The organism is Gemmatimonadaceae bacterium (assembly GCA_036496605.1).
Lineage (GTDB): Bacteria > Gemmatimonadota > Gemmatimonadetes > Gemmatimonadales > Gemmatimonadaceae > AG2.
This window is the reverse complement of record DASXKV010000057.1, coordinates 14,926-33,489: the sequence shown is the minus strand read 5'-3', so window position 1 is coordinate 33,489 and position 18,564 is coordinate 14,926. Positions and strand designations below refer to the sequence as shown.

Here is an 18,564-nt window from a genome sequence, read left to right as displayed (position 1 = left end):
GGGAAGATCAGCGCGCCGAGTGTAGAGCGCTGAGCGTAGAGGGCTGCGTGCGGACGGCTGGGAGTAGAGAGACTAGCGGACGACGCCAATCGCTACGCCGTCGTGGGTGGGAACGAGAATGGACAGTATCCGCGGATCGGTCGCCATTCGCCTGTTGAATTCGCGGACGGCGGTGGTCTTTTCGTCCTGTTCCGCGTCGTCGTAGACCTTGCCGCCCCACAGCGTGTTGTCGGCGATCACCAGTCCGCCCGGTCGGAGCAGCCGGAGCGCCCACTCGAAATAATTGGGCATCGGCTCTTTGTCGGCGTCGATGAAGACGGCGTCGAATCGCTCGCCGTCGAGACTGGGCAGCACGTCGAGGGCGCGGCCGATCCGGATGTCGATGCGATCAGAGAGGCCAGCACGCTCGATGTAGCGACGGGCAAACTCGGCGTGCTTTGGTTCGATCTCGATTGTGACAAGCTCACCGTCCGCGGGCAGCGCTCGTGCCATCCAGATCGCGGAGTAGCCCCCAAGCGTGCCGACTTCGAGGACGCGCCGCGCGCGAATCGACGTGAGTAGAACTTGCAAAAGTCGGCCTTCGTCCGCCGAAACGGAAATCGGGGGCAGGCCAGTGCGATCAGCTTCCTCACGCAGCGACGCGAGGAGCTGGTCTTCGGGCGCGAAGAGGGCCGAGATGTAATCGCCGGTTCGGTCTGACACGGTGAGAGGGGCTAGGGGCTAGGGAAGTAGGTCCGAGGGTCAATTGGGATAGCGCGCTCGTTGAGAAGCCGTTCTGAATGATCAGATCCCATCCGACGCGCTCCGCATTCTCTAACCCCTAGGCCCTCGCCCCTAGTCCCTCATTCAACGCCAATATCCCACGCTTGTTGAAGATCGTTTTTCGAGTACGCGCGAAACGCCGTCAGCGTCTGCGTGCGTTGAATGCCCGGCACCGTCGGGAATACCTCGGTGACGACCTTCGCGATGTCGTCGTACTGCGGCACGCGCACGATGGCGACGAGGTCCCACTCGCCCGACACCGAGTAGACCTCCGTTACACCATCGACGCCTGCCAACATGTGAGCCGCCTTCGGAATCATCGGCGGCTCGACCCGAATCAGTACAATGGTTGTAATCACGCTCGGCTCAGAGCTCGTCGAGGCGCGCCATGCCGTCCGGGAATGGAGGAACGTTCAGCAACCAGACGCCAGCGATCTGGCTCTGTCGATCGACGTCGAGAAGCAGATCGCGGCCGACGCGCACGGTGCGCGCCTCACGAGTCTTGCCCAGCTTGAAGTGGATCACGCGCTCGGTGCTGTCCGCCTCGGCGATGAGCGGCGTGTCCACCTCGACCGCCGCGATGTTTGGCTGCGACTGACGTGACGGCAGAATGACGCGCGCATCTTCCACCTGGTTAGGCGGCGAGAGCGTCGGCAGCTTGCGCACGTCGGGCCACACCGCCACCTCGACGCCGTTGATGCGTCCCTCGGCAACGTCGAGAATGATCCAGGAGCCGTCCTTCCCCTCGACCTCGACGGATCCCGACATGCCGCTGCCGAGGCTGCGCGTTTTCAACTGCGCCGACAGAATGTCGGTGTCGGCGTCCCACTTGTACTCGACTTCGGGAGGCGCGCCGTTCGCTGGCTCGAGCTGGACCGCAATGTTCACGTTGGCTCTCCTTGTCGGTCGCGAATTTCGGTGATTTCTGCTGCGCGAGCGTACACCAAAGCGAACGGCTCGTGGCTTTTCCAAACTCTGAGGCGCGGACTCGAGGTGACGCGAGCGACGAATGCGATATTTCAAGTCAGCACGGCGCTGCTAAGATATCGTTCCCTCAGTCGCTCGCTAGCGGCGCGGTCGTTTGCCGCGTCACTTTCCTCCGAGCCTTCAATCGGACGCTACCATGGATCGTCGATCGTTCGTCTCATCCGTCTCCGTGCTCGGGGCCGGCGCCGCACTCGACGTCGGCTATCTCGCCAACGTCGACCGCAGTTCCCTCTCGGCTCCACGCGTGCCGACGCTTCCGAAGACGAACATCACGGTCAAGTCACATTATCCCCCGATCGCGCCGTTCGATCCGTCGGTCTTTGCGCGTCGATTGGAACGAGCGCGGCAACTGACGAGAGACGCCGGCGGTACAATCCTCCTCGCGACGAGCGGCGCGACGAACTTCACATACCTCGTCGGCAGTAATTATGGTCGCAGCGAGCGTTTGATCGCGCTCCTCCTTCCGGTCGACGGTTCGCCGGTTCTGGTTGCTCCTTCTTTCGAGGTCGAGCGAGTGCGGCGCGGATCGCGCGTCGACGCGCCGGTTCGCGGCTGGGAAGAACAGGACGATCCGTTCGCGCTCGTCCGTGATGCGATGAGTGCCTCGGGCGCGGCGTCGACTGCCCCGAGCATAGTCGTCGAGCCAAAGACGGATTACTGGACGGCGATGGCGGTCGCTCGTACGCTGCCGGACGCGAAGCTGATCGACGGCAGCAGCGTGTTCGAGCAACTGCGATTGGTGAAGACTCCGGAAGAGATCATACGAATGCGTCGCGCCATCGAGATCACCGAAGACGCCATCGCGTCAACGTTCGATCGGCTCGAGGTCGGCATGCGCGATCAAGACGTCGCCAAGATGGTCGCCGAAGAGCACGCAAAGCGCGGCATCGATGGCGGCGGCCTGGTGCAATTCGGCGCGCAGTCCGCGCTGCCTCACGGGGGGACGATCGGGACGAAGCTCGCCCTCCAGACCGTGGTGCTCATCGACGCCGGCGGCGAGTTTCAAGGTTACACATCTGACATTACGCGTACACGCTGGTTCGGCGACGCCCCACCGGCACGATTTCGCGAGGTGTACAACCTCGTTCACGATGCGCAGGACGCGGCGATGGCGCGCGTACGCCCTGACGTTCCGGCGCAGGAGATCGACCGCGCCGCGCGGGCGGTGATCACGAAAGGTGGGTACGGGCAGTACTTCACCCACCGGTTAGGCCACGGCATGGGTATGGACGGTCACGAACCGACGTGGATGGTCGAGGGGAATACGAAGCTGCTGGCGCCGGGGTACGTGTTCTCAGTCGAACCTGGGATCTACATGCCGGGAATGTGGGGAGTGCGAATCGAGGATGACTACATGTGCACTGAGAGCGGAGGGCAGCTTCTCTCGAGGCGGGCGCCGATAGTTTGAGCCGGAACCCTTACTTCAATTTCCCGCCCAATAAGTCCACTACTCTCTTCACCCCTTCGACCACATCCTCCATCGGCGCCGCGTAGGACATGCGTATCCACTCCGGTGCGCGGAACGCCGCGCCCGGGACAACGGCGACGTCGTGCGCGTCGAGCAGCTCGCGCGCGAACGTGCTGCCAGGCTCGAGATCATTCTCGCGCGCCGGCACTCTTATGAACAGGTAGAACGCGCCACTCGGATCGACGAAATCCACACACGCTGCATGCAGGAGCTCCGTTGCGGCATCGCGCCGGCGGCGGAACTCGCCGACCATCGTCTCGATCGCGGCGTCCGACTGATCGCGCGACGACAGTGCGCATAACGCGGCGTGCTGCGAGATCGTACTCGTGTTCGACGTGGTGTGTGACTGGAAGGCGCACACTGCTTGCGCGACAGCGCGCGGCGCGATCGACCAGCCGATGCGCCAGCCGGTCATCGCGTACGCCTTCGCGACGCCGTCGACAATGACGAGACGCTCGCGTAAAGCCGAATCGCCACGCGCCGCGTCGAGCAGCGACGCCGCGGGCGAGTCGTAGCTGATCTCGCGATAGATCTCGTCGCTCACTACCCACCAGCCGCGAGACGCTGCCAGACGCAGGATCGCGCGCAGCTCGTCGAGCGAAATAGACCGCGCCAGTCGGGTTCGTCGGCGAGTTGAGCATCACACCGCGCGTACGTGGAGAGGCCGCCTGCTCGAGATCGCGCGGCGTGACCTTTAGTGAATTCTCACGGTGGCCGCGAACGACGATGGGCGCGGCCCGCGCGAGCTTGAGCATCTGATAATAGCTCGTCCACGCCGGCGTCGGCACCAGTACTTCATCGCCGCTACCAAACAGAACGAAGCAGCTGTTGAACAACGACTGCTTGCTCCCTGTCGAGACAACGACGTCGCTCGGCGCGATGACCGCTTCGCCGAGTCGCTCGCTGGCGCGGTCAGCGATGATCTGGCGGAGCGGGAGAATGCCTTCGACGAGCGTATATCGAGTAGCGCCGGCATCGAGCGCGCGTTTCGCGCTCTCTCTGATGAACGACGGTGTTGGAAAGTCGGGCTCTCCAGCGCCGAGGTCGATGACGGCTCGACCGGCGGCGCGCAGCGCTTTCGCGCGCGCGGAGACCGCGATCGTTGCCGACTCTTCGAGATCGGCAATGTTGACGGAAGGGGAGTAGCGTGCGGACATCGTGTGCGAAATGAGCGAAGGGCGCGGTCGTTGCGGAATCTGGGATCGATTTGGTTGGGGTTCCGGGGCCCGCTATACTTGTCGGCCCGGCAATACTAGGGACCGTCTGGTCGGTGTGCCACGTCACACGCGTGGCCAGAGCCCTGTCGAGGCCGAATTGGATCACGAAGCAAAAGAGTCCGCCGTGACGCGAGGGCAAAACGTAGTTTACCAAATGCCCCACGATTGGGCGTCGCTGGCGCACGTCCTCGCTCCCGTGCTCGATCGGATCGATGACTCACTGCCAGACGTCCAACTCTTGATCGTGTGCGCAGACGCGGAAGCTGCTGCAAGCGCATCGGCGTCAGTCGTTCGGCTCGCCGGCAGCCGGCCGCTACGCGCGATCGCGGCGACCACGGCGCGGCGTGCAGCGCGCCTGCTGCGTGGCATTGGTGGCGCGCCGAGTGCACAGGTCGTCGCCGGGGCGCCACCCGAATTGCTCGCGCTCGTGCAGGGTTCGTCGCTCAAACTCCAGCAAGTACGCGGTGTGGTGCTCGCCTGGGTCGACGAACTGATTGCTGGCGGCGAAGAGAGCATCCTCGAAACCTTGATGGCGGAAATTCCCAAGGATGCTGCGCGAATCGTCGTCGCGAACGAGATCAACGCCGACGTGGAAGAGCTCATCGAGCGCTATGCACGCCGCGCCCGACGCGTCGCACCGCCGGCCGCCGACGCCTCAGCACTCGCTGTGGGTTTGCAGTACGTCTCGGTCGCCGCGGCGTCACGTCTGCCCGCGCTGCGCCGGTTGCTCGACGACATCGATCCGGCGCGTGGAATGGTCTACGTTCGCACCGACGAAAGCGAACGCGACGTCCGCGATCTGCTCCGCGCACTCGGCTACGCACAGCCTGAAGCGGCTGACGAAACGGGTGTTCGCGTCGCTCGCGCCGCTGGCCCTGGTGAGTCCGATGTCGTCGTTCTGTACGACATCCCAGCCTCACGAGAGGAGCTCAGCGAAGCCGTCGGACCGCAGCCGCGGCGCGTCGTCGCGCTCGCGCAGCCCCGGTTGCTCGCGAGCTTGCGCGTGCTCGCGGGTGGCTCGCCGCTGACGCCATTCACGCTTTCGGAGGCGGGGCTCCGCGCGAGGAGTCGCGAGGAGCTGTTGCGGATCGAGCTGCGAGAGATCCTGTCGTCGGGCGCGTTCGCGCGCGAGCTGCTTGCGCTGGAGCCGCTGCTCGAGAGCTACGACGGGATCGAGATCGCCGCCGCGACGCTGCGGCTACTCGAGCAGGCGCGCTTCGAGCGTGACTCCGCGCGAGCGCGCGCGATGGAAGGTCGCGCGGCGCATGCTGCGCCAGGAGGTACCGCGGCACCGGCGGCGATGACGCGCATCTTCATCAACGTCGGTGCGATGGACAATGCGCGGCCGGGTGATCTCGTGGGCGCAATTACCAATGAGGCGCACATAACGAGCGCACAGATCGGTAAGATCGATATTCGCGAGAATCACAGCCTCGTCGAGATCGCGAGTGACGTCGCCGACAGCGTCCTGGCGAAGCTGGCGGGGAGCACAATTCGTGGCCGTCGAGTTGTCGCGCGCGTAGACCAGGAGCGCAGCAGCCGGCCAGGTGCGTCTCGCAGTGGACGTCTTGCAGATCGTGGTTCTCGACGCGACTCTGGAATGCGTCGCGACGCCAATCGCGATCGGAACAACCGCGACTCTGATGAGCGTGGTACCGATCGCTCCGCGCGTCCGCCGCACTCCGGAGATCACGAGTGATATCGGATCTGTACTTCAGCCGCAGTGGTGGTTGGATCGAAGTCATCTGCGGCGTGATGTTCAGTGGGAAGAGTGAAGAGCTCATACGCCGGGTGCGCCGCGCGATCATTGCGCGCCACAAGGTGCAGGTGTTCAAGTCCCATCTCGACGAGCGTTACACAGGGATTTACCAGATCTCGAGCCACGACGGCCGTCACGTGGAGGCCATCCCCGTGGACACACCGGAGCAGATCGCACGCGCCATCGACGACGATACGCGAGTCGTCGCGATTGACGAAGCGCAGTTTCTCGATCCATCGGTAGTCACGCTTGCGACTTCGCTGGCCGGTCGCGGCATTCGCGTCATCGTCGCCGGCACCGACACTGACTTTCGCGGTGAACCGTTCGGCGCGATGCCACAACTGCTCGCCGTCGCCGAAGTGGTGGACAAGCTGCACGCGATCTGCGTGCGGTGCGGCAATCCCGCGAGCCGGAATCAGCGTCTCATCGCCGGTCGTCCCGCGCGGTACGACTCACCGACGATCATGGTCGGGAGCGCCGAGACGTACGAGGCGCGATGCCGATCGTGCCATTCGGTGCCAAGGAAGGACGAGGAGCAGCTGGTGCTGACAGGGGCTAGGGGTTAGGCGCAGTCCCTAGCCCCTAGCCCTCATGGGCCAAACGTATCCCTCCCGTGCGCCAGATACAGGAACTCCGCCCGCGTGCGCGCGTCGTCGCGGAAAGAACCGCGCACCGCGCTCGTTATTGTCTTGGAGTTCTGCTTCTCGACGCCTCGCATCATCATGCAGAGGTGATACGCCTCGATCACGACGCCCACGCCCGCGGGCTCGAGCACTCGCTCGATGGCACCGGCGATCTCCTCGGTGAGTCGCTCCTGCACCTGCAGTCGCCGCGCGTAGACCTCCACGATCCGCGGCAGCTTGGAAAGCCCCACGATGCGCCCGTTCGGGATGTAGGCCACGTGCGCCTTTCCGAAGAATGGAAGCATGTGATGCTCGCACAGGCTGTACAGCTCGATGTCGCGTACCATCACCATGTTGCGATGTTCTTCGACGAATAGGGCATCTCCAACCACGTCCTCGACGCACTCGTCGTAGCCGCGGGTGAGCCAGGCCATCGCGTTCGCCACACGAACAGGGGTCTTGATGAGCCCCTCGCGCGATGGATCCTCGCCAAGGAGAGCGAGTTGCCGAGCAACCATCGAGGCGTATCCGGCGCTCGTCGAGCCGGGGTCCAGGTCCCAACCTTCGTCCCCCGCCGGCTCAGGTGTCTTACTTCCGTCCAGAACGTGACGCTGCTCCATCGGAGTGGCCGACGGCTTGGCCCTGCGATTGATGGTCGAGTCCTTCGTCACGATGATCTCCGTCGGTTCGGCTGATGCGGCTATGAATGGTGCAGTACCGCCATCCGTTCCCGGATGTGCGGCGTTGACGCCTGGGCGCATAAAACCTACCTTGGCGCGCGAGTAGGTGTGGATCACCGTGTGGCGGAGGGGGCAAGGCGATGCTGGTTATCGGTCTGACAGGAAACATCGGCAGCGGAAAATCGACGGTTGCGCAGCTGCTTTCTGAGCGCGGCGCGACGATCATCGATGCCGATGTGCTCGCGCGGCGAGCCGTCGAGTTCGGCACCCCGGCGTACGAGAAGATCGTGACGCGGTGGGGGACGTCGATTGTCGGGCCAGACCAGCAACTCGACCGGTCGGCGTTACGCCGAACCGTGTTCAGCGACGCGAAACAACTGGAGGAGCTGAACGAGATCGTCCACCCGGAGGTCGAGAGTCTCCGCCAGCGTCTCCTCGACGATGCGCGCCAGCGTGGCGATCGCGTCGTGGTGTGCGACATTCCGCTGCTTTTCGAGAAGCACATGGCGCCCCGCTTCGACCGCATCATGCTCGTCGATGCGCCCCGGCCACTGCGATTGGAGCGCCTCGTTCGCGACCGTGGTCTGCGCGAGACGGAGGCGATGGACATGATCGCCGCGCAGATGCCCGCGGAGCTCAAACGGGCGGGTGCCGACTTCATCCTCGTGAACGCGGGAACATTGAACGCGCTCGAACAGCAGGTTGCGGAGGTGTGGGCGCAACTGCTGCAGGAGTCGGAGGTCTGCGTTTGAGGCGTTGACGGGCGGGCGTCGCGTTGACACCCGTTTCAGCTGCCTCTAAACTCCGCCGCGCCTCGACTTACACGTTCATCGAACTTCTGTGTCAGATATCCCGAAAGATCTCCTCTACACCGAGGAGCACGAATACGTAAAGCCCACGGACGAGGAGAACGTGGTCGCCATCGGAATTACCGACTACGCCCAGGGTGAGCTTGGCGACATCGTTTTCATCGAGCTACCTCAGATCGGCTCCAACTTCGGAAAGCACGACGTCTTCGGAACTGTCGAAGCGGTGAAGGCGGTATCCGAACTGTACGCGCCGATCACCGGTGAGGTCGTTGACGTCAACGACCGGCTCGACAAGGAGCCCGCGCTCGTGAACACGGCGCCCTACACGGACGGCTGGATGATCAAAGTCCGCCTCCGGAACCCGAGCGAGCGCGACGAGTTGCTTGGCGCGGCGGAGTATTCGACGAGACTGGGTGAGTAGAGGGCAGAGGGTCGACGTGGAGAGTAGAGGGTGGCTCCGCGAAAAGGCCGGCGATTTGATCGCCGGCCATTTTTTTTGACCGTGTCTCTCCAGCCTGTGCTCCCCACTCTCTGCCCTTCACTGTCTGCTCTTCACGCTCTGCCGTCCACCCTGTGCCCTCTGTCTTCTGCCCTCCACCCTAGCGATCGGCCTCCGCCACGACATCCGCGTAGGCGTCCGTCGGCAGGCACGAACACACGAGATTCCGGTCTCCGTACGCACTTTCCACGCGACCAACGGTCGGCCAGAACTTGTGAGCGCGCGTCCACGGAGCGGGAAATGCCGCGCGTTCGCGGCTGTACACGTGCGGCCAACTGTCGCTGACGACACGCGTCATTGGGTGCGGCGCGTTCTTTAGAACATTGTCGTTACGATCGGCGATACCGAGCTCGATCTCGCGAATCTCTTCACGGATCTGAATCAGCGCCTCGCAGAACCGATCCAGCTCTGATTTCGACTCGCTCTCCGTCGGCTCGATCATGAGCGTTCCGGCAACCGGGAAGGAGACCGTCGGCGCATGGAAGCCGTAATCCATCAACCGCTTCGCGATGTCCTCGACGTCGACGCCTGACGAGCCCTTGAGCGGCCGCGGATCGATGATGCACTCGTGGGCAATCATTCCGTTCTGCCCCTTGTACAGCACCTGGTAATGCTCATCCAACCGCTTGGCCATGTAGTTCGCATTGAGAATCGCCACTTTGGTTGCCAGAGTGAGCCCGTCTCCGCCCATCATGTCGATGTACATCATCGAGATCGGCAGGATGCTCGCGCTGCCCCAGGGCGCCGCCGATACGGCACCTACGGTTTCGGAACCGCCGACTCTCACTACAGGATTGCCCGGTAAGAAAGGCACGAGGTGCTTCGCGACGCCAATCGGACCCATGCCGGGTCCTCCGCCGCCGTGCGGAATGCAAAACGTCTTATGCAAGTTCAAATGGCAAACGTCGGCGCCGATGTCTGCCGGCTTCGAGAGGCCAACCATCGCGTTCATGTTCGCGCCATCGAAGTACACCTGGCCGCCGTTCTCGTGAACGATGCGGCAGACGTCGCGAATCGATTCCTCGAACACGCCGTGAGTCGATGGATAGGTGACCATCAGCGCGGAGAGTCGGTCGCGATTGGCTTTGGCCTTCGTCTCGAGATCGGCCACGTCGATGTTGCCGTTCTCGTCTGTCTTCACGACAATCACTCGCATGCCGGCCATGACGGCACTCGCCGGATTGGTCCCATGGGCCGACTGCGGAATCAGGCAAACATCACGATGCGCCTCGCCGCGCGACATGTGATAGCCGCGAATGACGAGCAGTCCGGCGAACTCGCCCTGCGAGCCGGCGTTAGGCTGCAGCGACACACCGGCGAAGCCGGTGATCTCGGCGAGCGCGCGCTCGAGATTCTTGAACATCTCCTGATAGCCGCGCGTCTGGTCCGCCGGAGCGAACGGATGCAGACGGGCGAACTCGGGCCAGGAGATCGGATACATCTCCGCCGTCGCGTTGAGCTTCATCGTACACGAGCCGAGTGGGATCATCGACGTCGTGAGCGACAGATCTTTCGCCTCGAGCTGATGGAGATACCGAAGCATTTCCGTTTCCGAATGGTGCGTATTGAAAACGGGATGCGTGAGATATGGGCTCGTACGGGAAAATCGCTCGTCGTACCGATCGTCGACTCTGCGCGCGAGCGTTTCCGGCCGCGGCGCGGCATTGCCGACGGCGAATACCTCGAGCAGCTCGGCGAGATCGACGAAGGTGACCGTCTCGTCCAACGCGACGATGACGTTGCCGTTCACCTCTCGCACGTTGATGCGGTGTTGCCGCGCCGCACCGATGATCTGCTCAGCAGTCACTCCTCGCTTTGCCGCGACGCGAACGCGCAACGTATCGAAGAAGTCCTGATGAGCAAGCTCATAACCAAGCTCTTCGAGGCCTGCTGCGAGAATCGCCGCGTGCCGGTGAATGCGCCGCGCGATCCAGTGAAGCCCCTGGGGCCCGTGATACACGGCGTACATGCTCGCGATCACCGCCAACAATACCTGCGCCGTGCAGACGTTGCTCGTCGCCTTCTCGCGCCGGATGTGCTGCTCGCGCGTCTGGAGCGCCATGCGCAGCGCTGGCTTGCCGTCCGCATCCCGCGACACGCCGATGATTCGTCCCGGCAGCAAGCGCTTGAACTCATCGCGCGTCGCGAAAAAGGCCGCATGCGGTCCTCCGAAACCAATCGGTACACCGAAGCGCTGCGAGCTGCCGACGCAGACGTCGGCGCCCCACTCACCCGGCGGCGCAAGCAGCACGAGGCTCATGATATCCGCCGCAGCGACGACCAGGGCGTTGGCGGCATGGGCGCGCTCGCAGAAATCCCGATAATCCTCGATCGCACCGTCGCTCGCCGGATACTGCACGAGGGCGCCGAACACGTTCGCCCCGAATTGATAATCTTTAAAATCCCCGACGACGATCTCGAGCCCGCGGGCGTGGGCGCGCGTGCGCACCACGTCGATCGTTTGCGGATGACAGGTGTCGGCGACGAAAAACACTTCCTTCCCGTCCTTCCCGCGCGCCGCGTTGGCCAGCGTCATCGCCTCAGCCGCCGCGGTGCCCTCGTCCAATAACGAGGCGTTCGCGATCTCGAACCCGGTGAGATCCATGATCATCGTCTGGAAGTTGAGCAGCGCTTCCAAACGGCCCTGCGCGATCTCTGCCTGATACGGAGTGTACGCCGTGTACCACCCCGGATTCTCCAGCACGTTGCGCTGGATAACGGGCGGCGTGATGCAGTCGCTATAACCGAGACCCAGGTACGATCGGTACACCTGGTTCTTCAGTGCAATGCGTCGGAGCGTGCCGAGTGCTTCGTATTCGCTCAGACCGCCGTGGATCGCGAGCGGTGATACTAAGCGGATCGATGCAGGGATGGTCGCCTGAATAAAAGCATCGAGGGAGTCGAAGCCGAGCGTTTGCAGCATCTCGTGCTGCTCGGCGTCCGAGGGCCCGATGTGGCGAGCTATGAAGCTGCCGCTATCCATGTGCGCTTCGGCGGATCTCGTCGACGGCTTGCTGGTCATTCGAACCCTCACGAGACGCGTCGCGTCTCCTGCTATTTTCTAAGTAGAGCCGCGCACGTGAAGCGGCCGGCTGAAGCAACCGCATCCGTCTGTCGCGGTGTATCGTTCGGTGGTCATTCCGCGCTTGGAATCTAAGGAAAGGGTCAAGCAAGATTCGTTTTCTGGGCACAGTTCGCCTTTTCCGCTCCTCCAGTCACCGATGTGGCATCTGCTTCACACTCCGCCGGCTGGCGGCGCCTTCAACATGGCGCTCGACGAGGCGCTCATGCGCTTCGCTCGCGACGCCAATGGGTGGGTGTTGCGCGTGTACTCGTGGAGATCGCCAACACTTTCTTTTGGACGAAATCAGAGGGCACTCGGCAGCTATGACCCCGCGCGACTCGCCGAGCGTGCCATCGACGTCGTGCGACGGCCCACGGGTGGTCGCGCCATTCTTCATCACCGCGAAGTCACCTACGCGGTTGCCGGATCCATGGACAATGCCGGTGATCTCGGAGAATCGTACGCCCGCATCAATCGTCTCTTGATCGCTGGTCTGCGCGCGTTGGGCGTCGGCGGAGTCGCCGTCGTCGACAAGCGCATCGGCCGCGGCGACGACGACGCGGAAACCGCGAATCCCGGCTTTCTCCCCTGCTTTCATCATCCGTCGGTCGGAGAGATCACTCTCGATGGACGCAAGCTCGTCGGAAGTGCACAGTGGCGCAGCGACGGCGCACTCCTGCAACACGGCTCGATACTCGTTGAAGACGATCAGATGCAGCTCTCATCGCTCCTGATCCAGAAGGGCGAGGCCATTCCGAAGCCTGCAACGCTCCGCGAAGTCCTGGGCTGCGCCCCAACGGATCGCGACATCGCGCGAGTCCTGTTCGACGCGGTTCGCGACAACGAAGACGCGAACGCACGAGAGATCGAGATCGATGCGGCGCTGATGGAACGCGCGCAGGCGCTTCAAGGACACTATCTTGACGACGACTGGACCTGGCGGCGTTGACGGCAGCGCGACTCCCCTTCTCGCGCTTTTCTGCAGTTGTAATTAGCTCCCTCCTCCTCCCCAATGCGCACGAGAATCCTCGCTCTGGTGGTGTGCAGCGCTCTGATAGGTTGTGGTGGCCGAGAAGGTCCCGCGTCGGCAGCTGCGACCGGCGGCACCATGGTTATTTCTGTCCCGGCCGACGCAGCTACGATCTTTCCGCCGTACACGTTCGAGCAGGTCGGCAGGGCCCTGCAGGATCAACTGTATGACCGCCTCGCCGACATCGGCGACGACCTGAACACCATCGGCGACAAGGGATTCACCCCGCATCTCGCCGATAAGTGGGACTGGTCACGCGACTCTTTATCGGTCGCATTCCACATCAATCCGCGCGCTCGGTGGCACGATGGCCAGCCGGTGCGCGCCAACGACGTGCGCTTCAGCTACGGGATCTTCACAGATCCGAAGGTTGGAGCAAATGTCAGCTCGGAAATCTCCACCGTCGACTCGGTCTCCGTACACGACTCCCTGACCGCAGTCGTGTGGTTCAAGCAGCGGCGACCGGAGGCGTTTTACGATTTCGTCTACCAGATCTACATCCTTCCGGAGCACCTGCTCAAAGACATCCCACCCGATCAACTCCGTACATCAGACATCACGCGTAAGGGTATCGGCTCTGGTCGATTCCGCCTCGCGCGTTGGGACGCGGGCCGAAGACTCGAGATCGTTGCCGACACGGGGAATTATTTCGGCCGAGCGAAGCTGGATCGCGTGGTGTGGAGCATCGTTCCTGATGCCAGCGCTGCTCTCGCACAGCTTCTCGGTGGACAAGCCGACTACCTCGAGATCGTCCCGGCGGACCAGGTGCACCTCGTCGACAGCAGCAAGGCCGACAGAACGCTCTCGTACGGGAACGTGCAGTACGCGTTTCTGGGCTTCAATCTTGTCGATCCAAAGAATTCAGCTCGCCCACATCCAATATTTGGCGATCGCCAGGTCCGTAGAGCGCTCTCCATGGCGCTCGACAGGAAGGCGATGCTTCAGAACGTCTTTGGATCCCTCGGCAGACTTTCACACGGCCCATTTCCACGAAGCATTTCATTTGCCGACACGACGCTGCCTCTACTGCCTTACGACGTTAATGCGGCGAAAGCCCTCCTCGATTCGGCTGGCTGGCGCGAGCCGTCGGCCGGCGCAGTACGACAAAAGAACGGCGTACCGTTACGATTTTCGCTCACGCTGCCGGTTTCCAGCCGGCCGCGAGTCGCGTATAGCGTTCTCATTCAGGAGCAGCTCAGGCACGTGGGTGCGGAGGTCGATCTCGACCAGCTACAGATGAACGTGGTCGGCAAGAAAATGCTCGATCGTTCGTTCGACGCGATGCTGATCGGGGAATCCACTGACCCGAGCCCGAGCGGATACAAGCAGCAGTGGGGATCATCTGGTGTACCGCCAGCCGGCCAAAACTACACGGGCTACTCGAATCCCACGTACGACGCGCTTCTCGACAGCGCCGTCGCCACCTTCGACATCTCGAAGCAGCGCGCGCTCATGCGGCGCGCGTTCCAGCTGCAAATCGACGATGCACCCGGAATCTGGCTCTACGACCCGACGACCATCGCAGGGTTGCAGAAGCGTATTCACCCGACTGTTCTTCGTGCAGACAGCTGGTCGGCGCATCTCGCCGACTGGACGATCCCACCTAACGAGCGAATCGATCGCGACCGCGTCGGGCTTGGCACGAGAACGCCATGAGTCGGAGCTGAGTGCGGCGGTATCTGGCCGCCCGTGTTGCGCAATCGGCGGTCGTCGTCCTGCTCGTGACGACGATCAGCTTCTTCCTCATCCGTCTCGCCCCCGGCGATCCGTTCTCATTCGTCGGCGATACCTCGATGAGCGCCACCGTGCGCAACCAGCTTCGCGCACAGTTCGGCTACAACCGGCCGATGCTCGAGCAGTTCGTGTTGTTTCTTGGGAATGTCGCGCGGGGCCGGTTGGGGTACTCGCACTCCATGCACCGCTACGTTGGTGATGTCCTGGCCGAGGTCCTGCCGCGAACACTGCTACTCATGGCCGTCGCCCTGGTTCTCTCGTTTGGACTCGGCATCATCGTCGGGGCGTGGCAAGCCCTGCGACGCGGCAGCTGGTTCGACCGGTCGCTGTCCGCCGTCTTGTTGTTCTTTTACTCCATTCCGGATTTCTGGCTGGCGCTCATGGCGCTCCTTGCCTTCGGATATTGGCTGCCGGTGTTTCCGGCCGGCGGGATGATTGACCAGATCATGCACGACTATATGTCGTTAGGTGGTCGCATTCGCGATGTGGCAGCGCACCTCGTGTTGCCATCACTGACGCTCGCGTTGCTCGCGTCGGCCGGGATCGCGCGCTATCAGCGTGCTGCCCTGCTCGACGTACTGCCACAAGAATTCGTGCGCACCGCACGCGCCAAGGGACTTGGTGAAAGCGCGGTGGTGTTGAAGCACGCGTTGCGGAATGCGTTGCTGCCGGTGATTACGCTTCTCGGCCTCATGCTGCCAAGCCTCGTTGGCGGCACCTTTTTCGTCGAGAAAGTTTTCGCCTGGCCAGGGATGGGCTATGTGGCCGCGAACGCGATTCAGGCGCGTGACTACGACCTCGTTACCGGGAGCGTGATCGTCGGCGGCATCATGGTCACGCTCGGAAGTTTCCTCGCCGATCTGCTTTATGCGGTCGCCGATCCCCGTCTCCGCACCCGCTGAACGACTCGCCGCATCGAGCGTCGCGTCGGCCGTCGACGAGCCGCCGCGCGACCTCGGCGCGCTGCAGCGACGTGGCCGCATAACGAGCGCCCTCTGGTGGTCGCTCACACTGATCCTCCTGCTGTGCTTGATCGCGCTCTTTGCTCGTGAGCTTTCACCGTACGATCCCAATGCCCAGCTCGATATCATCGGCTTGAAGAGTCAGCCGCCGTCGCTGGCCCATCCACTCGGCACCGACCAGTACAGCCGCGACCTGCTGAGCCGAATGCTCTTCGGCGCCCGCATCTCACTGTCGATCGCGATGCTCGCGGTGCTGCTCTCAGCCACCGTCGGAACGGCGTACGGACTCGTTGCCGGCTATGTCGGCGGACGAATCGACGCGGTCATGATGCGGTTGCTCGACGCGCTGCTTGCGATCCCTCGCGTCTTGTTGCTCATCGCACTGCTCTCGCTTTGGAATCATGTTCCGCTCACCGTGCTGATTCTCATCATTGGCTTCACTGGATGGTTCGAGGTCTCGCGACTGGTTCGCGCCGAGGTGCTGTCGGTCGTCCGGCGCGAGTATGTATTAGCTGCTCGCGCGCTCGGCACGCCGGGCTTGCGCATCGTCTGGCGACACATTCTTCCGAACGTACTCACGCCGGTCCTCGTCGCGGCCACGCTCGGCGTCGGCAACGTTATCATCCTCGAGGCGGGGCTCTCGTACCTCGGGATCGGCACGCGCGCGCCAACGGCGAGCTGGGGGTCCATTTTCTACGACGGCAGCGACGCCTTTCAAGCGACGTGGTGGATCGCACTCTTCCCGGGCCTCGCCATCATCATGACGGTGCTCGCCTTCAACACCTTCGGCTCCGCCTTGCGCGACGCGCTCGACCCGCACCAGCTTGCGGGCGGCAAGACGCGTTGACGCACGCTCATTCATCCCGCATGGCCGATACTCTCCTCCAAATCGAGAATCTGCGCACGTTCTTCTATGGCGACGGCGGCGTTTCGCGCGCTGTGGACGGCGTGAGCTTCTCGATCGGATCGGGGGAAACGATCGGTCTCGTTGGCGAATCAGGGTGCGGCAAGTCGGTCACGGCACTCTCGGTATTGCGACTCGTTATGCCGCCGGGGCGCATCGAGCCCGGAAGCCAGATTGTTTTCGAGGGGCGCGACCTCGTCACTCTCGGCGATCGCGAGCTGCGCGCGGTACGCGGTGCGCGGATCGCGATGGTCTTCCAGGAACCGATGACCGCGCTCAATCCGGTCTTCACCGTTGGCGAGCAGATCGCGGAGGTCGTACGGATTCACGGCAAGGCGTCGCGTCGTGAGGCCTGGAACCGCGCCGTCGAGATGCTTCAAATCGTCGGTATTCCATCGCCCGCGCAGCGGGCGAGAGAATACCCGCATCAGCTCTCTGGCGGCATGCGTCAGCGCGTCGTCATCGCGATGGCGCTCGTGATGAATCCCGCGCTCGTCATCGCCGACGAACCGACGACGGCGCTCGACGTCACGATCCAAGCTCAGATCCTCGAGCTGCTGCAACAGCTGCAGAGCCGCTTCGGGACTTCGATCCTGCTCATCACGCACGACCTCGGCGTGGTCGCCGAAACGGTCTCGCGCGTCATCGTCATGTATGGCGGCGAGATCGTCGAAGAGGCGCAAGTGAAAACGCTCTTTGCGGAGCCGCACCATCCATATACGGAGGGGTTGCTCGCGGCGATGCCGCGGCTTGGCGAGGCCCGCGAGCGGCTGCGCACGATTCCAGGCACCGTACCGCCGCCGACGCGTTGGCCGAGCGGGTGCCGCTTTCACGATCGCTGCCCGTACGCGTGGGAACGCTGCACCACCGAGCATCCACCGCTCTATCAGATCGGGAGCGCACACCTGTCGCGTTGCCATCTTGCGGAGGAGCCTGAGCGGCGCAACCAGCCCCACGAGCCGCTCGTTATGCAGCAGCCGCAACGCGTGGCGGCGTCATGAGCGAGGCGCTCCTCTCCGTTTCGCATTTGAAGAAATACTTTCCAGTTGGCGGCGGGATCTTTGGGCGCCGGCAGAATCCGGTCCGCGCCGTTGACGGTGTGTCCTTCGACGTCCGCGCAGGAGAGACGCTGGGTCTCGTCGGAGAATCCGGTTGCGGCAAATCGACCACGGGCCGTGTAATCCTCCGACTGCTCGAGCCGACCTCGGGCTCCGTGCACTTCGACGGGCAGGATGTCTTTGCTCTCGACCCGGCCGCGCTCCGACGTCTGCGACGCAAGATGCAGATCATCTTCCAGGACCCTTTCTCGTCGCTCAACCCACGCATGACGATCGGCGCGATCGTGCGCGAGGGCCTAACGATTCACAAGATCGCCGAGGGCGCCGCCGCGGACGCGCGCGTCCGCGAGCTGCTCGACGAGGTGGGGCTCCGCCCGGAGTACGCGTCGCGCTACCCGCACGAGTTCTCGGGGGGCCAACGGCAGCGCGTCGGTATTGCGCGCGCGCTCTCGGTCGAGCCGAGCTTCATCGTCTGCGACGAGCCTGTCTCGGCGCTGGATGTCTCCGTGCAGGCGCAGGTGGTCAATTTGCTTCAAGACCTCCAGCGAGAGCGGGATCTGTCATATCTCTTCATCGCCCATGATCTCTCGGTGGTCGAGCACATCGCCGATCGCGTGGCCGTGATGTACCTCGGGAAGATCGTCGAGCTCGCCTCCGGCGACGATTTGTATCGTGAGCCATTGATGCCGTACACGCAGGCGCTGCTCTCGGCCGTACCGGTGCCCGATCCAGAGGTCAAGAAATCGCGGATCGTGCTCTCGGGCGACGTGCCATCCCCCGCCAATCCGCCTCCTGGCTGTGTCTTTCATCCGCGCTGCACCCACCCCATGAAAGACGCTGCCTGCGCGGCGATCGTCCCGCCACTGGAAGAGAAGGCTCCGGCGCACTGGGCGGCATGCATCAAGCAACCACCGACGGCGATAAGCTGGGAGCAACAACAGGCGAGAGGGGGGACGAAGCCCCCAGAGCGGTATCTGCCCGTGATAGCGGTCGACGCACGCGCATAAC

The 18,564-nt window shown here is 63.3% G+C and carries 16 protein-coding genes and 1 pseudogene; 11 read left to right on the top strand and 6 right to left on the bottom strand.

Annotation, left to right across the window (positions count from 1 at the left end; translation table 11 throughout):
• Positions 1–72: 72 nt before the first annotated feature.
• The 3 genes from VGH98_23235 to VGH98_23225 all read right to left on the bottom strand — a co-directional run bounded on the left by VGH98_23235 (position 73) and on the right by VGH98_23225 (position 1,650).
• Positions 73–702 (bottom strand): O-methyltransferase, encoded by a 630-nt coding sequence (locus VGH98_23235; protein HEY2378912.1) that lies wholly within the window; start codon positions 700–702, stop codon positions 73–75.
• 140 nt (positions 703–842) lie between these two features.
• Entirely contained in the window at positions 843–1,121 is a 279-nt protein-coding gene (locus tag VGH98_23230; GenBank protein HEY2378911.1) for an Lrp/AsnC ligand binding domain-containing protein, read from the bottom strand.
• A gap of 7 nt (positions 1,122–1,128) precedes the next feature.
• Positions 1,129–1,650, bottom strand: a complete 522-nt coding sequence (locus VGH98_23225; GenBank protein ID HEY2378910.1) for a hypothetical protein — start codon at positions 1,648–1,650, stop codon at positions 1,129–1,131.
• A 235-nt stretch (positions 1,651–1,885) separates the two neighbouring features.
• On the opposite strand from VGH98_23225, the gene VGH98_23220 reads away from it, so the two are divergent.
• Complete coding sequence (locus VGH98_23220; GenBank protein ID HEY2378909.1) at positions 1,886–3,157, top strand: Xaa-Pro peptidase family protein; 1,272 nt, start codon at positions 1,886–1,888, stop codon at positions 3,155–3,157.
• A 10-nt stretch (positions 3,158–3,167) separates the two neighbouring features.
• On the opposite strand, the gene VGH98_23215 is transcribed toward VGH98_23220, so the two are convergent.
• A complete protein-coding gene (locus tag VGH98_23215; protein ID HEY2378908.1) occupies positions 3,168–3,821 on the bottom strand; it encodes an aminotransferase class I/II-fold pyridoxal phosphate-dependent enzyme in 654 nt (217 codons plus the stop codon).
• Between the two features lie 767 nt (positions 3,822–4,588).
• Here VGH98_23215 and VGH98_23210 point away from each other — a divergent pair.
• Together VGH98_23210 and VGH98_23205 are read left to right on the top strand one after the other, a co-directional pair.
• Complete coding sequence (locus VGH98_23210) at positions 4,589–6,133, top strand: DbpA RNA binding domain-containing protein (GenBank protein ID HEY2378907.1); 1,545 nt, start codon at positions 4,589–4,591, stop codon at positions 6,131–6,133.
• Entirely contained in the window at positions 6,130–6,759 is a 630-nt protein-coding gene (locus tag VGH98_23205) for a thymidine kinase (protein HEY2378906.1), read from the top strand. Before VGH98_23210 ends, VGH98_23205 begins: the two co-directional genes overlap by 4 nt.
• Positions 6,760–6,782: 23 nt before the next feature.
• On the opposite strand, the pseudogene folE reads toward VGH98_23205, so the two are convergent.
• Positions 6,783–7,352, bottom strand: a pseudogene (gene folE, locus VGH98_23200) (GTP cyclohydrolase I FolE).
• Between the two features lie 284 nt (positions 7,353–7,636).
• Here folE and coaE point away from each other — a divergent pair.
• Both coaE and gcvH read left to right on the top strand, forming a co-directional pair.
• Positions 7,637–8,248 (top strand): dephospho-CoA kinase, encoded by a 612-nt coding sequence (gene coaE, locus VGH98_23195; protein HEY2378905.1) that lies wholly within the window; start codon positions 7,637–7,639, stop codon positions 8,246–8,248.
• 88 nt (positions 8,249–8,336) lie between these two features.
• Positions 8,337–8,726 (top strand): glycine cleavage system protein GcvH, encoded by a 390-nt coding sequence (gcvH, locus tag VGH98_23190; protein HEY2378904.1) that lies wholly within the window; start codon positions 8,337–8,339, stop codon positions 8,724–8,726.
• 178 nt (positions 8,727–8,904) lie between these two features.
• Here gcvH and gcvP read toward each other — a convergent pair whose 3' ends face one another.
• The gene (gene gcvP / locus VGH98_23185; GenBank protein HEY2378903.1) at positions 8,905–11,826 is read right to left on the bottom strand and encodes an aminomethyl-transferring glycine dehydrogenase; all 2,922 of its coding nucleotides are present in this window, start codon (positions 11,824–11,826) and stop codon (positions 8,905–8,907) included.
• A gap of 199 nt (positions 11,827–12,025) precedes the next feature.
• Here gcvP and VGH98_23180 point away from each other — a divergent pair, with 199 nt between their 5' ends.
• From VGH98_23180 to VGH98_23155, 6 genes are all read left to right on the top strand, one after another.
• Complete coding sequence (locus VGH98_23180) at positions 12,026–12,817, top strand: lipoate--protein ligase family protein (protein HEY2378902.1); 792 nt, start codon at positions 12,026–12,028, stop codon at positions 12,815–12,817.
• Between the two features lie 159 nt (positions 12,818–12,976).
• Complete coding sequence (locus VGH98_23175; GenBank protein ID HEY2378901.1) at positions 12,977–14,554, top strand: peptide ABC transporter substrate-binding protein; 1,578 nt, start codon at positions 12,977–12,979, stop codon at positions 14,552–14,554.
• 11 nt (positions 14,555–14,565) lie between these two features.
• Positions 14,566–15,534, top strand: coding sequence for an ABC transporter permease (locus VGH98_23170; protein HEY2378900.1), 969 nt, complete (start codon positions 14,566–14,568; stop codon positions 15,532–15,534).
• Positions 15,500–16,441, top strand: a complete 942-nt coding sequence (locus VGH98_23165) for an ABC transporter permease (protein ID HEY2378899.1) — start codon at positions 15,500–15,502, stop codon at positions 16,439–16,441. Before VGH98_23170 ends, VGH98_23165 begins: the two co-directional genes overlap by 35 nt.
• Positions 16,442–16,461: 20 nt before the next feature.
• Positions 16,462–17,499 (top strand): ABC transporter ATP-binding protein, encoded by a 1,038-nt coding sequence (locus VGH98_23160; GenBank protein ID HEY2378898.1) that lies wholly within the window; start codon positions 16,462–16,464, stop codon positions 17,497–17,499.
• The gene (locus tag VGH98_23155) at positions 17,496–18,563 is read left to right on the top strand and encodes an ABC transporter ATP-binding protein (protein ID HEY2378897.1); all 1,068 of its coding nucleotides are present in this window, start codon (positions 17,496–17,498) and stop codon (positions 18,561–18,563) included. The genes VGH98_23160 and VGH98_23155 overlap by 4 nt, the downstream gene beginning before the upstream one ends.
• Position 18,564: the final 1 nt, after the last annotated feature.

Bases quoted from the DNA above. Each gene is read 5' to 3' on its own strand.
- gcvP (HEY2378903.1), bottom strand. From the start codon at position 11,826: ATGACCAGCAAGCCGTCGACGAGATCCGCCGAAGCGCACATGGATAGC.
- coaE (HEY2378905.1), top strand. From the start codon at position 7,637: ATGCTGGTTATCGGTCTGACAGGAAACATCGGCAGCGGAAAATCGACG.
- VGH98_23210 (HEY2378907.1), top strand. From the start codon at position 4,589: ATGCCCCACGATTGGGCGTCGCTGGCGCACGTCCTCGCTCCCGTGCTC.
- VGH98_23175 (HEY2378901.1), top strand. From the start codon at position 12,977: ATGGTTATTTCTGTCCCGGCCGACGCAGCTACGATCTTTCCGCCGTAC.
- VGH98_23155 (HEY2378897.1), top strand. From the start codon at position 17,496: ATGAGCGAGGCGCTCCTCTCCGTTTCGCATTTGAAGAAATACTTTCCA.
- VGH98_23160 (HEY2378898.1), top strand. From the start codon at position 16,462: ATGGCCGATACTCTCCTCCAAATCGAGAATCTGCGCACGTTCTTCTAT.
- VGH98_23180 (HEY2378902.1), top strand. From the start codon at position 12,026: ATGTGGCATCTGCTTCACACTCCGCCGGCTGGCGGCGCCTTCAACATG.
- VGH98_23165 (HEY2378899.1), top strand. From the start codon at position 15,500: ATGCGGTCGCCGATCCCCGTCTCCGCACCCGCTGAACGACTCGCCGCA.
- VGH98_23220 (HEY2378909.1), top strand. From the start codon at position 1,886: ATGGATCGTCGATCGTTCGTCTCATCCGTCTCCGTGCTCGGGGCCGGC.